This window comes from Arthrobacter sp. Soil736, from assembly GCF_001428005.1.
Taxonomy (GTDB): domain Bacteria; phylum Actinomycetota; class Actinomycetes; order Actinomycetales; family Micrococcaceae; genus Arthrobacter.
This window is the reverse complement of sequence record NZ_LMSB01000007.1, coordinates 154,270-166,708: the sequence shown is the minus strand read 5'-3', so window position 1 is coordinate 166,708 and position 12,439 is coordinate 154,270. Positions and strand designations below refer to the sequence as shown.

Genomic DNA, 12,439 nt, shown 5'->3' with positions numbered 1-12,439 from the left:
CGCCCCAATCTTTCCCTTTTTCTTGGCGCGGTACCGCTCGGCTTGAGCGGCACCACTCACGCCGTCCAGTCAAAGGGGTGCCTAAATGTCAAGAAGTGGCAAACGTCACAAACCTCATGGGGGACTGCCGTTAGCATCGCGTGAAAGGAGAGAACGCATGATGACCGAGGCATTTTCGAAGTCCAACCCATCGACGGTGGACACCGTCCTGTCGCTCGGCCTGCATCCGGGCGCCGTCGACCTCAGCCGGCACCCGGAGATCACGCCTGAGATGCTGGCGGCCCGGATTGCAGCTGGCGAGGCCGCAATGCGGGCGGGCGGGTTCGACGTCGTGTCCTGCCTGGTCCCGGCCGACCTGGACGAGGCCGAAAGAAGGGTCCGTGACTGCCTCGCCGCCCGACCGGTCCAGGTTGCGATGATCGGAGCGGGCCTGCGTATGGCAGCGGAGCACCGTCGCTGTTCGAGCGCGTTCTCAATCTACTCAACGAGCTCGTCCCCGGTATCGTGTTCTGCTTCAACACTTCACCAGAAACCACCATCGACGCACTGCGCAGATGGGCCCGCCCAGCTACTGAAACGTAGAGCTGCCGTTCCCGATCCTGCTTCTTCCTGGGCGTGCTTGCTTAGCGAGACATTCCAACGCCTTTGCCTGAACGCAGCGATAAATGGCGGGAGATCAGTTCCCCGCCCCGGAGGCGTCCACCAACGGTCGAGGGCGACAGTGGTGTGCACGGGGGACTGATCGAACTTCCACCCTAAGAAGAGGCCGGCCCTCCCCGGGCTGATGGCAGGCCGTACCGGGGCCGGAGGGCTTGTGGACGGCGAGAGACTATAGCGAAAACTGCGACGGTCTCTAAAGGCGTTGATCAGCCGATCCTGCCTACGGTTCGTGCCCTCAATCTGCACAGGTGAGACTCGGCCCGCCGATATTGGTGTGCTAGCAAGGATCTGAAGCTCGCTTTTCGCTCGTTTACGAGCACATCACCGCACCGATACACACTCCTCCGGGAGGAGGTAAGACCATGCACGATCGGTGGGGCGGCGAACTTCGCCCGATCGCGATGACGCTGCGCCGCGGTGACCATTCGAGCCTGTCCACTCGGACTCCCGGGCGACAACATTTCGGGAGACAATCGGCGGCGCACCTGTTGACGGCGGCCTCCGCCGGACACGGGTGATCGTGACCGAGCTCGAGCCCGCGTCCCACACGATGATCATCCATGTGGCCGATTACTCGTCCGTCGGACAGACGCCGGTTGGTTAAGCGAGCACGATGCGACCTAGGCCCATGCCGACCCACCTCGTTCTTGAACGTTCGTCAATCAAGCTCCTCTCATGGTCTCTCGCAAGGTCGCTATCGTCCTCCGGTCAAGCTCGGCCCGGTCGACTTGATCGCCGTGCCAGGGGCCTTAAATGCCGAGAACCTTGCCTGAACAGGGGAAACAAGGGCCTGAACGGACCCACCCCCCCTTTTTAACCTTCACTGGCAAGAAAATCTGCAATTTTATATGGTCCAAACCGGGGCAATTTTGCGCATACTCGCAGGTCAAAGCACACTTCTGCTACCCATCTCTGGAAAATAGTTTGTGACCATAAAAGTTCAAATTTCCGGACCTAAGGCGTGCCTCCTAAGTTGCTATGAATCAGTGACCCGTGACCGGGCTCTCGAGTGGCGATGAGGACGATGACCGAGCACAGGAGAGTGACACTGCCCATCACGACGGCGACCTGCAACAGCGACATGGCGTGGGTGAGGGCTCCGGCGATGAGACGGCGGCCAGGATCCCGGCGCGATCCTGCGGCTCGGCCCCGGTGGGTAGGGACTGGACGGAGCCGGAGAACGCGGCTCCCCATCCGGCGCTGGCGACGAGGCTGGCAGCCATGAAGGGGACGGTCGCTGCGGTGGCGAGGCTGGCGACGACGCCGATGATCGAGAGCAGGAAGACGGCCATGCCGAGGCTTTGCTTGCGGGCGGGGCTGAGCCTGCCGGTGAGGAGGCCGCCTACTGGGTTGAGCAGCATGATGGAGGCGAAAACGGCGGCTGCGACGAGCGCGTTGGTGGTGCCGAACTGGTCATCGGCGACGGCAGGGCCGAAGGCCTGGTAAAAGGCTCCCATGACCCATGTGCCGAGGATGACCGCGGCGGCCTAGGGCAGGACCCGGCGGGAGGCGTGAGGCAGGGAGATGACGGGTTCCCTAGGGCCCGATGCCAGCGGGCGACCGACAAGCGTGGTCAGGAAAGGTGCCTGCTCCGGAATGGCTCGTCTGCCCAGGCTTCGCGCACGCCCATGCCGCGGAGGTTCATCTCGGGCCGGCCGCTGAGCTGTACGCGAGTACCGCTGACGAAGCATGTGATCGGAGGTGCTTCACCAACTGCGAGGTAGTGCCCGTTCACTCCTATCGACGGCCCCCTGACCAGGCGTTTTGTGCTGTCAGTGGGAGTGGAGTCGAGGAGGGACCGACGAGTGGCGATGTAAGGGGCTATCGAAGCATGTCTCAGTACGTTCTGCGCCAGATCTCCGCGAACTAGCGGAGTCGCCGGCCAATACCGGTAACGCACGCGAAGGCCCCGGCCGGTCCCAGACCGGCCGGGGCTTTCGCCGTCCGGCGCGGCGGCGACGGCAGAGGCGTTAGAGTTAAAAGGCACGTCTACCACCGAAGGAGGGGCCGTTGGGAATCTTGGAGACCATCCGGAACCCGCAGGACCTGAGCAAGTTGTCCGGAGCGCAGCTCGAACAGCTGGCTACCGACATCCGGAAATTCCTGATCAGCAACGTCTCGCAGACCGGTGGACACCTCGGACCCAATCTCGGCGTCGTGGAACTCACCATGGCCGTGCACCGCATCTTTGACTCGCCCCGGGACAGCATCGTGTTCGACACCGGGCACCAGTCCTACGTCCACAAACTCCTGACCGGCCGGCAGGACTTCGGCACCCTGCGCCAGCAGGGCGGCATGTCCGGCTATCCGGCGCGCGGCGAGTCCGAGCACGACATCGTGGAGAGCTCGCATGCGTCCTCCTCGCTGTCCTGGGCGGACGGAATTTCGCGGGCCCGGCAGCTGACCGGCGACGGAGACCGCTACGTCATTGCGGTGGTGGGGGACGGCGCCCTGACCGGCGGGATGGCCTGGGAGGCCATCAACAACATCGCGGCGGACAAGAAGCGCCGCGTGGTCATCGTGGTCAACGACAACGGCCGCTCGTATGCGCCCACGGTGGGCGGCTTCGCCGATTACCTTGCCTCGCTCCGTCCCACCATCGATTCCTTCCGCACCGCTCCTGCCTACGAGGGCACCCTGGACTGGTGGAAGCACAAGCTCCAGAACGGCGGCCCGCTGGGCCAGCTGACGTACCGCAGCCTGCACGCCATGAAAAAGGGCATCAAGGACTGGTGGGCACCCCAGGGCATGTTCGAGGACCTCGGCATGAAGTACATCGGACCCGTCGACGGCCACAACCTGCAGGCCATGGAGCACGCCCTCGCGCAGGCCAAACAGTACGCCGGGCCGGTGATCGTCCATGCCATCACGGAGAAGGGCCACGGCTACGCCCCCGCCCGCGCCCACGAGGCGGACCAGTTCCACGCCGTCGGCGTCATCGACCCGGAGACCGGCGAGCCCACCGAAGGCACGGGTGCCCAGTCCTGGACCTCCATCTTTGCCAACGAAATTGCCGATATCGCGGACGAACGTCAGGACATCGTCGGCATCACCGGCGCCATGCTGATCCCGGTCGGGCTGCACAAGTTCGCCGCGCGCCACCCCGAGCGGGTCATCGACGTCGGAATCGCCGAACAGCATGCCCTCACCTCCGCGGCCGGCATGGCCTTCGGCGGACTGCACCCGGTGGTGGCCATCTACGCCACGTTCCTCAACCGGGCGTTCGACCAGCTGCTCATGGATGTGGCCCTGCACAAGGCCGGCGTGACGATCGTCCTGGACCGGGCCGGCGTGACGGGCCCGGACGGCGCCAGCCACCACGGCATGTGGGACATGGCCATGGTCCAGATCGTTCCCGGACTCCACCTCGCCGCTCCCCGCGATGCCTCCCGCCTCCGCGAGGAGCTCCGGGAAGCCGTCGCAATCGAAGACGCTCCCAGCGTGGTCAGGTTCTCCAAAGGCAGCGTCGGCGCGGAAGTCGAAGCCCTTGAAAGGCTGGGCGACGGCGTCGATGTGCTGGCCCGCCGCCCCGCCGGATCCAGCGAAAACGACGTCCTGATCGTGAGCGTCGGCGCCATGTCCGAGCTCGCGCTGGATGTTTCCAACCGGCTCGGCGCACAGGGGATCAGCTCCACGGTCGTGGATCCCCGGTGGGTCCTTCCCGTGCGCCGGTCCATCGTGGCCCTCGCGTCCCACCACCGCCTCGTGATCTGCATCGAAGACGGCGTGCGGGCCGGCGGAGTCGGCTCGCGGATCCGCCAGGAGATGCGCGCCGCCGGCGTGGACACCGCCCTGAACGAGGTTGGACTCCCGGTCGACTTCCTGGACCACGGCACCCGCAGCCAGGTCCTGGAACGCGTGGGCCTCACCGCCCAGAAGATCACGCACGACGTCGTGGCGCAGGTTCTCGGGACGAAGGTGCCTTTCGCACGCCCCCTGCCGGGGCAGGAACATCCCAGCACGGGCAGCCTGCCGATTCTGTGAGGATTCCGCACGGACTGAAGCAGGGCGACCTGGTGGTGGCCCGCAACCGCAAGTGGGACGGACGGGCACACTGGGTGGTTCCCGGCCGGTATCTGGGCGAGGACGCGCACGGCTGGTGGATTTTCCAGGGCACCAACGAATTCTGTGCCCGGCCCGGCGCGGCTTTCTATACTGCGTCGGACGCCGTGCTCCTGGTTCCCCGGACCGGCGAATTCGTCGTCACGTTCTATGACGACACCTACCCCGGCGATTTCCGTGTCTACGTGGACCTGGCAACAGCCCATGAATGGAAGAACCTCAAGCCCGGTGTGGCGGAATTCCACGTGATTGACATGGACCTCGATGTGATCCGCTCGGCGGACCGCGGCGTATTCGTCGATGACGAGGACGAATTCGCAGAGCACAGGATTGAGATGGCATATCCCGCGCAGCTTGTTGACCGCATCAGGTCGGCATCCGATGAGCTCTACCAGGCCGTAAAGGCACAACAGCCACCATTCGACGGCACAGACCGTGAATGGTTTAGGAAAGGACGAGCATGAGCGGAATTATCCGGGTCTATAAGCGTGATGAAGAAGGGGCCCTCCAGTTCAGGGAGGCCTGGTTCGACGAGGACTACAGCCAGTTCGTCATGAACCACGGGGCAGTGGGGCACCAGAGCAAGACCGACGAGACGGACGTTCCGGATGCCGGGGCCGCCGAGCGGCTGATGGACGCATTCGCGGTGCAGTGTGCCGAGGACGGCTACGCCGAGCTTCCGGAGGAGGAGCAGTTCTGGGTCGTCGCGCAGTATGCGCTGAAGACCAAGGAAGGCACCAGCCGGGACCGCTACCTTGAGGAAAAGGCCAAGGACGCTCTGATCAGCCACCTGGCCTGGCGCGGCCTGGGTGTTGTGGACCGTACGGAATTCAGCGACTCCAAGCTCAACATCTTCTGCCTGTGCCCGGACGTGAACAAGGCCGTGAACGCCATCAAGGTCTGCATCCGCGGCGAGGACCTGGACTTTACCAAGCTCAGCATCGGCGCGTCTCCGTTCAGCGACCCGACGGCGTTGAAGCTGAAGCACTCACCCAAGCAGGCCGCCAGCTTCAACCTCTAAGAGCAATTCCAAGCACATGGAAGGCAGGACGTCATGACACCGAAGTCAGTCCAACCAGGCCGAACACCGCTTCCGCGGGGCATAGCCTCGCCAGCCCGTCGGCTTCTCGCCCACTCCGGGGTGGAGACGCTGGAACAGGTGGCGCAGCTGGGGCTGCGGCAGCTGGCGGCGCTCCCGGGCATGTGCGCCAAGACCCTGGCGCAGCTTCAGGACGCCTTGGACGAGCACGGACTGGAATTCCAATCCGCCTGAGCTAAACTCCCTGCTGCCGGGGGCGGCCGCCGGTGCCGTTATAGGGTGTTTCCATGACTGAATACCGCCGTCTTGGAAAATCCGGATTGACTGTCTCCGTGGTCGGGCTCGGCTGCAACAACCTGGACCGGGCCAATACGGCGACGGAATCGCAGGAGGGGACTGACGCCGTCGTTCGTGCCGCCCTTGACGCCGGGGTGACGCTGTTCGACGTCGCCGACACCTACGGCCGCGAGCCGGGACTGAGCGAGACGATGCTCGGCAAGGCGCTGGGCAGCAGGCGCGAGGAAGCCGTCGTGGCCACCAAGTTCGGCATGGACATGCACGGCGCCAACGGCAAGGACTTTGGGGCGCGCGGTTCGCGGCGCTACATCATCCGCGCGGCTGAGGCCTCCCTGCGCCGGCTCGGCACGGACTGGATCGACCTCTACCAGTTCCACACGCCGGACCCGCTGACCCCCATCGAAGAGACCCTCGATGCCCTCGACGAGCTGGTGACCAGCGGCAAGGTGCGGTACATCGGCCACTCGAACCGGGCCGGCTGGCAGGTCGCCGAGGCCGAATTCGTCTCCCGTGCCCGGGGCGGATCGCGCTTCATCTCCTCACAAAACCACTACAACCTGCTGGACCGGCGCGCCGAACTGGAGGTCACCCCCGCGGCCGAGGCCTACGGGATCGGGGTACTGCCCTACTTCCCGCTGGCCAACGGGCTCCTGACCGGTAAATACGCGCCGGACCAGGCCCCGGCCGGCTCGCGGCTCAGCCACACCCGCACCAACCTGGTACGGGATGCGGACTGGCAGCAGCTGGAACAGTTCAGTGCCTTCGCGGCTGCCCGTGACCTCACCGAAGTCCAGGTCGCATTCTCCTGGCTGGCCGCCCAGCCCTCCGTCAGCAGCGTCATTGCCGGCGCCACGCGGCCCGAGCAGGTCCGGGAGAATGCCGAAGCCGTCGCCTGGGTGCCGGACAGGGCCGAATTGGACGAGCTGGACGCCATCTTCCCGCAGACGCCCAAGGTGGCCCTGTTCTGATGCAGTCCGTCCTGATGGACGTCGACACCGGGATTGACGACGCCCTCGCACTGGTCTACCTGCTCTCCCGGCCGGAGGTCACCATCCAGGCCATCACCTGCACGGCCGGCAACGTGGGTGCCCGGCAGGTGGCCCTGAACAATCTGGCCCTCCTGGAACTCTGCGGCCGCACCGGCGTGGAAGTGGCCGTCGGCGCAGAGGTGCCGCTGGAGATTCCGCTGGTGACCACCGAGGAGACCCACGGTCCCCAGGGGATCGGCTACGCGGAGCTGCCGAAGCCCGCAGGGGAGATATCGCCGCGGCATGCCGTGGATGTGTGGGTGGAGACGGTCCGGGCACACCCGGGGGAGATCACCGGGCTGATTACCGGCCCGCTGACCAACTTCGCGCTGGCCCTGCGCCGCGAGCCTGAACTTCCCAGGCTGCTCAAGGGCCTGGTCATCATGGGCGGATGCTTCAACTACCAGGGCAACACCACGCCCACGGCGGAATGGAACGTGTCCGTGGACCCGCATGCGGCCCAGGAGGTCTTCGCCGCCTACAGCGGCCTACCCCAAGACAGCCTGCCGGTGGTGTGCGCGCTGGAGACCACCGAGCGGATCGAGATGCGGCCGGAGCACCTGCAGCGGCTGGCCGAAGCGGCCGGCGCGGCTGAACCGGAACTCGTGCTGCCGGAGCACCTGCAGCGGCTGGCCGAAGCGGCCGGCGCGGCTGAACCGGAACTCGTGCTGCCGGAGCAGCCGGAAGGGCAGCGCAGCCGGTCGCGGAATCCTCTCGTGGCCTGTTTGTCTGACGCCATCCGCTTCTACATGGAATTCCACCGGCTATACGATCAGGGATTTGTTGCGCACATGCACGACGCCTTTGCTGCCGCCGTCGCAGTCGGCCGCACGCCGTACGCGACGCGGCCCGCGACCGTCCACGTGGAAACCGGGTCGCCCCGGCTCATCGGCACCACGGTCGCTGACTTCCGCGGCATCTGGAAAGAGCCGGCCAATGCACGGATCGTCACCTCCAACGATCCCGGGCAGTGCTTCGATGAGCTGATCTCGTCCGTGGGCGCGCTGGCGCGCTCCCTGCCACTGCGCAGCAGCTAGGGTTCTGCGCAGCAGCTATAGCAGGCCCGCTGCAGCCCGGATTCCCCGTAGCAGGCGCGCCCGGCGGTCGGTAGGATGGTAGCCGCGCCAAGGTGACATAGGCGCCCCACTTTTGCGTACGCGGACCATCACGCCACGGGTGCGGGACCCGCCGTCATCAGCCTAAGGAAGCACCATGTCACAGCCGTCCCTTACCCTCCCCACCCCCGGTCAGCAGGCGGGCCGGAACCGCCGGCTGCTCGAAATCCTGGGCGCCGCCGCGATCGCGGCCACGTTCATCTTCCTGGTGCTCACCCAGCCGGCCGACATCGCCGGCGGACTCGGCAGCGTCTCCGCCCTCGTCGCTCTGGGCGGGTTCCTGCTCGGCGCGGTCCTGCTGATCGTGGGCGTGCTTCCCACCCTTCCCACCGCCACGGTGGTGCTCATGCCGGTCGCCCTGGTCCTGAACATCGTGCTCGGGCAGCTCATGGGCAGCACCGGCCTGCCGTTCTACCTCGATGCCATCGGCACGGTACTGATCGCCGTCCTGGCGGGCCCCGCCGCCGGCGCTGCCACCGGCGCCTTGAGCAGCATCGTCTGGTCCTTCATCAACCCCACGGTCCTGCCGTTCGCAGCAGGCGCGGCGCTCATCGGCTTCCTCGCCGGCACCGCCGCCCGCTACGGGCTGTTCCGGCGCTTCTACCTGGCACCCGTTGCCGGATTTGTCACCGGGATCGTCGCCGGCGTCGTCTCGGCGCCCATCGCGGCGTTCGTGTTCGGCGGAACCGCCGGAGCCGGAACCGGCGCGATCGTCAGCGCCTTCCGCGCCATGGGCGACACCCTGCTGGCCGCCATCACCAAGCAGGCCCTGATCTCGGACCCCATGGACAAGGCCATCGTCTTCACCATCGCGGCGTTGCTGGTCTACGCACTTCCGCGGCGCACCACATTCCAGTTCCCGTTCGTCCGCCGCTACAACGTCCTCGCAGGCAAGGAGCCGGCCAAGCGGAACGCCTGACCGTGGCGCCCCGCCTCAACCCGCTCACCACCCTGACGGCGGCCGCTGCCGTACTGGTGATCACGACGGCGGCGTCCAGCTGGGCGGTGTCCCTCACCGTGGCGGCCGGTGCCGCGCTGCTGGCCGCCGTCACCGGCGCCGCGCGCCGCGTGCTCCTCGGCGCCGGCGTCATCCTGGCGCCGTTCTGGCTGTCGCTCCTCGTGATGCACGGACTCTTCTTCCCTGAGGGCCGCACCGTGCTCGCCAGCTGGGGGCCGGCGCGGATCACCGCGGAGGGCCTGGGATTCGCTGTGGACATGGGGCTGCGCACCTCTGCGTTCGTCCTGGTCCTGCTGCTGTTTTCGTTCAGCGTCCGGGTGCCGGAACTGGTCGCCGCCCTGGCCGCCTTCCGCCTTCCGCCGCAGTTCGGCTACGTGCTGGCGTCCACGCTGATGCTCGCCCCCATCATCGCCGCGCGGCTGGAGAAGGTCCGCCAGGCGCAGGAATCGCGGGGCCTGGTGGTGGGGAAGGGCTTCGGAAACCGCCTTGCGGCCGTGCGGCTGCAGATGGTGCCACTCGTGCTGGGGCTGGTCCACGACGCCGGCGTCCGGGCGCAGGCCCTGGACGCGAGGGGGTTTCGGCGCACTGGCCCCAGGACCACGTACACGCAAGTCCGCGATTCGGAGGCCCAGCGGGGCTTCCGGATTCTTGCTGCCCTGCTGGCCGCGGCTGCCGTGGCCGTGCGGGTTGCCGCATCCCTGTCCGGAGGCGGCCAGGCATGAACGGGCACGAACCTCCCGCGGTCACACTCCGGGCGGCCATTGAATCCTTCGCCTTCCACGGCGACTCGCGTCCGGCGCTGCAGGGAGTGGACATCGTGGCCGCCCCGGGCTCGCTGACGGCGGTGCTGGGCGGTTCCGGCAGCGGAAAATCCACTTTTGGGCGGCTGCTCGGGGGCTGGCTGGCCGGCGGCCGCGACGGCACCCTGAAGGGACGCCTGCAGCTGGAATCCGGGGGACAGCAGGAGCCCTGGCGGCCGCTGGTCTATTCCGGAGCAGACAATGACCCGCAGATCGACCCCGCCGCCTGGGCCGAGCAGGTGGGATACGTGCCACAGGACCCGGCCGCCATGCTCTCGGCGGTCCGCGCCACCGTGGAAGAGGAACTTGCCTTCGGACTGGAAAACCGCGGGACGGAGCGCGCCGAGATGGTGCGGATCGTCGCCGAGGCAGCCCGGCGGACCGGGCTCGCCAGCCTGCTCCAACGCGACCCCGCAACCCTGTCCGGGGGAGAGCTGCGGCGCCTGGCCGTGGGATGTGCCATTGTGGCGGATCCCGCCGTCCTGATCCTCGATGAGCCGCTGGCATCCCTCGATTCGGACGGGACCCGGACCGTCACGGAGCTGGTGACCGCCGAGCTGGCCCGCGGGACCGCGGTCGTGGTGCTGAGCCAGAGCGCGGACCCGCTGACGCGCTCGGCCGAACACTGGCTCGTGCTGGAGGACGGAGCCGAGACGGCTGCCGGACGGCCGGACCGGCTCCTTGCCGGCGAGGAGCTGGCCAGTTCCGGGGTTGTTGTCAGCGAGCCGTCGGGACAGCACCCAGCTCAGGCACCTTACCCAGCTCAGGCGCAGTCCCGGGCATGCCCGGCACCGGGCGCTGCGCCGGCGCTGGAGCTGGACGGGGTGTCCTTCGGTTTCGACACGAAAAACTCCGGCCGTCCACTCCTGCTGGAGAACGTGGACCTGGACGTGTGGCCCGGGGAAATCGTGGCGGTCACGGGTCCGAACGGTGCGGGGAAATCGACCCTGCTGCGGCTGTTCAACGGGCTGCTCAGGCCGCTCCACGGGGAGGTACGCATTGGCGGCGAGGCCATTGCCGGGGTTCCCACGGGCATCGTCGCCCAGCGGCTCGGGCTGCTGTTCCAGCATCCCCACGACCAGTTGTTCGAACGGACCGTGCTTCGCGAAGTGCTGTTCGGCCTGGACCGGATGTTCGGTGACGAGGCGCCCGTCCGTGCCGGTGACGCGTTGGCGGCGGTGGGACTGGGCGCGGCCGGCAGCGTCCACCCCCATGAGCTGTCCGGCTCGGGCCAGCGGATGCTGGCACTGGCCACTGTCCTGGCGCGCGAGCCGGAGGTGCTGGCCCTGGACGAACCAACGGTCGCGCTGGATGCCCACGGCCTGCGGCGTCTGTCTGCCGCCATGACAGCGGCGGCCGGCCGCGGCGCCGCCGTCGTCCTTGTGACGCATGACCTCGCCTTCGCCCGGGCGCACGCCCACCGGCTGGTGGAGCTGAGGAACGGTGTCCTCGCAGGCCGCTAACCGGCCCGGGGAGGTGCCGTGGTCTTGCGGACCACCAGATGCGGGGTTCTGACGACGTGGGCGGGCGTTTGCGCTCCTTCTATCCGGTCAACGGCGCGGTCAACGGCTGCGGCGGCGAGCAACGGCGCGTCCTGGCTGACGGACGACAACTGCAGATAGCTGAGCCGCGCGAACTGGCTGTCGTCATAGCCCAGCACGGACACGTCGTCGGGTACCTTCAGCCCGTCCGCCCGGAGGCTTTCGATCACACCGAGGGCGCACCTGTCATTGAAGGCGATGACGGCTGTAGGGAGGTCCTCGCCCAGGGTCCGGGCGGCCCTCAGTCCGTCTTCCTCGGTGGGTCCGCCGGGGATGATCCTGGCCGCCAGACCGTGGCGGTCCATTTCGGCGCGGAACGCCGCCCGGCGCGGCTCGGCGGAAACGGCTATGCCGCCGTCGACATGCACGATCCTGCGGTGACCGAGGCCGGTCAGGTGGTCCACCGCCATGCGGACGCCCGCGTGGTCGTCGCTGCTGACGGAGTCCACCGGATCACCGACGTCGTCGCGCAGGAGGCTGACGACCGGCACCTGGCCTGCATAGGCTGCCAGGTCCTGGTGACTGAGGGTCGGCGAAATCAGAATGAGCGCTGCGGAGCCGAAATCGAGCAGCGATTCGACGGCCAGCGTCTCCGGGCGGCCGCTGGCGACCGCACTCAACGCCAGGTCATACCCCCGCGACGTCGCCGCTGCGTAGGCGGCATCCACGATTTCTGCGTGAAAGGCGTGTGCGCTGAAGAAACTCAGGCCAAGAAGCCTGGTGCGGCTGCTCCGGAGGAGGCGGGCGCGGCTGTCGGGCCTGTAGCCGAGTTCCCGCGCCGCCTCCAGGACCTTCTGCCGGGTGGATTCCGCGGCGCCGGGCGCGCCGCGCATCACGATGGAAACCAGGGCCCGTGAGACGCCGGCCGCATGGGCCACGTCCATCAGGGTCGGGCGGCGCTGCTGTTCCGTCATGTTCCTCCTCGTCCGCTCCAGTCTA

At 67.4% G+C, this 12,439-nt stretch carries 11 protein-coding genes; 9 read left to right on the top strand and 2 right to left on the bottom strand.

What is annotated here, in order from left to right; all coding sequences use genetic code 11:
- Nucleotides 1–1,715 precede the first annotated feature (1,715 nt).
- Complete coding sequence (locus ASG92_RS06350; RefSeq protein WP_056626026.1) at nucleotides 1,716–2,117, bottom strand: hypothetical protein; 402 nt, start codon at nucleotides 2,115–2,117, stop codon at nucleotides 1,716–1,718.
- Between the two features lie 553 nt (nucleotides 2,118–2,670).
- On the opposite strand from ASG92_RS06350, the gene dxs reads away from it, so the two are divergent.
- From dxs to ASG92_RS06305, 9 genes are all read left to right on the top strand, one after another.
- On the top strand, nucleotides 2,671–4,644 hold the full coding sequence (dxs, locus tag ASG92_RS06345) for a 1-deoxy-D-xylulose-5-phosphate synthase (RefSeq protein ID WP_056626022.1): 1,974 nt from the start codon (nucleotides 2,671–2,673) through the stop codon (nucleotides 4,642–4,644).
- Nucleotides 4,641–5,186 carry a DUF402 domain-containing protein gene (locus tag ASG92_RS06340; RefSeq protein WP_056626019.1) on the top strand — a complete coding sequence of 182 codons (546 nt, stop codon included), beginning with the start codon at nucleotides 4,641–4,643 and terminating at the stop codon, nucleotides 5,184–5,186. Before dxs ends, ASG92_RS06340 begins: the two co-directional genes overlap by 4 nt.
- Entirely contained in the window at nucleotides 5,183–5,743 is a 561-nt protein-coding gene (locus ASG92_RS06335; protein ID WP_056626017.1) for a hypothetical protein, read from the top strand. The genes ASG92_RS06340 and ASG92_RS06335 overlap by 4 nt, the downstream gene beginning before the upstream one ends.
- A gap of 33 nt (nucleotides 5,744–5,776) precedes the next feature.
- Entirely contained in the window at nucleotides 5,777–5,995 is a 219-nt protein-coding gene (locus ASG92_RS06330) for a hypothetical protein (protein WP_056626014.1), read from the top strand.
- A gap of 53 nt (nucleotides 5,996–6,048) precedes the next feature.
- Entirely contained in the window at nucleotides 6,049–7,026 is a 978-nt protein-coding gene (locus tag ASG92_RS06325) for an aldo/keto reductase (protein WP_056626011.1), read from the top strand.
- On the top strand, nucleotides 7,026–8,123 hold the full coding sequence (locus ASG92_RS06320) for a nucleoside hydrolase (protein WP_056626009.1): 1,098 nt from the start codon (nucleotides 7,026–7,028) through the stop codon (nucleotides 8,121–8,123). Before ASG92_RS06325 ends, ASG92_RS06320 begins: the two co-directional genes overlap by 1 nt.
- Nucleotides 8,124–8,298: 175 nt before the next feature.
- Nucleotides 8,299–9,120 carry a hypothetical protein gene (locus ASG92_RS06315; protein WP_056626006.1) on the top strand — a complete coding sequence of 274 codons (822 nt, stop codon included), beginning with the start codon at nucleotides 8,299–8,301 and terminating at the stop codon, nucleotides 9,118–9,120.
- A gap of 2 nt (nucleotides 9,121–9,122) precedes the next feature.
- On the top strand, nucleotides 9,123–9,881 hold the full coding sequence (locus ASG92_RS06310; protein WP_056626003.1) for an energy-coupling factor transporter transmembrane component T: 759 nt from the start codon (nucleotides 9,123–9,125) through the stop codon (nucleotides 9,879–9,881).
- Nucleotides 9,878–11,422 (top strand): ABC transporter ATP-binding protein, encoded by a 1,545-nt coding sequence (locus ASG92_RS06305; protein WP_056626000.1) that lies wholly within the window; start codon nucleotides 9,878–9,880, stop codon nucleotides 11,420–11,422. Before ASG92_RS06310 ends, ASG92_RS06305 begins: the two co-directional genes overlap by 4 nt.
- Here the strand turns inward: ASG92_RS06305 and ASG92_RS06300 are convergent.
- Nucleotides 11,419–12,414, bottom strand: coding sequence for a LacI family DNA-binding transcriptional regulator (locus ASG92_RS06300; protein ID WP_056625995.1), 996 nt, complete (start codon nucleotides 12,412–12,414; stop codon nucleotides 11,419–11,421). The two genes, ASG92_RS06305 and ASG92_RS06300, sit on opposite strands and share 4 nt — an antisense overlap.
- Nucleotides 12,415–12,439: the final 25 nt, after the last annotated feature.

What these genes read in the sequence shown, in the direction of transcription:
- ASG92_RS06305 (WP_056626000.1), top strand. Translation starts at nt 9,878, where the DNA reads ATGAACGGGCACGAACCTCCCGCGGTCACACTCCGGGCGGCCATTGAA.
- ASG92_RS06315 (WP_056626006.1), top strand. Translation starts at nt 8,299, where the DNA reads ATGTCACAGCCGTCCCTTACCCTCCCCACCCCCGGTCAGCAGGCGGGC.
- ASG92_RS06300 (WP_056625995.1), bottom strand. Translation starts at nt 12,414, where the DNA reads ATGACGGAACAGCAGCGCCGCCCGACCCTGATGGACGTGGCCCATGCG.
- ASG92_RS06330 (WP_056626014.1), top strand. Translation starts at nt 5,777, where the DNA reads ATGACACCGAAGTCAGTCCAACCAGGCCGAACACCGCTTCCGCGGGGC.
- ASG92_RS06320 (WP_056626009.1), top strand. Translation starts at nt 7,026, where the DNA reads ATGCAGTCCGTCCTGATGGACGTCGACACCGGGATTGACGACGCCCTC.
- ASG92_RS06325 (WP_056626011.1), top strand. Translation starts at nt 6,049, where the DNA reads ATGACTGAATACCGCCGTCTTGGAAAATCCGGATTGACTGTCTCCGTG.
- ASG92_RS06350 (WP_056626026.1), bottom strand. Translation starts at nt 2,117, where the DNA reads ATGGGAGCCTTTTACCAGGCCTTCGGCCCTGCCGTCGCCGATGACCAG.
- ASG92_RS06335 (WP_056626017.1), top strand. Translation starts at nt 5,183, where the DNA reads ATGAGCGGAATTATCCGGGTCTATAAGCGTGATGAAGAAGGGGCCCTC.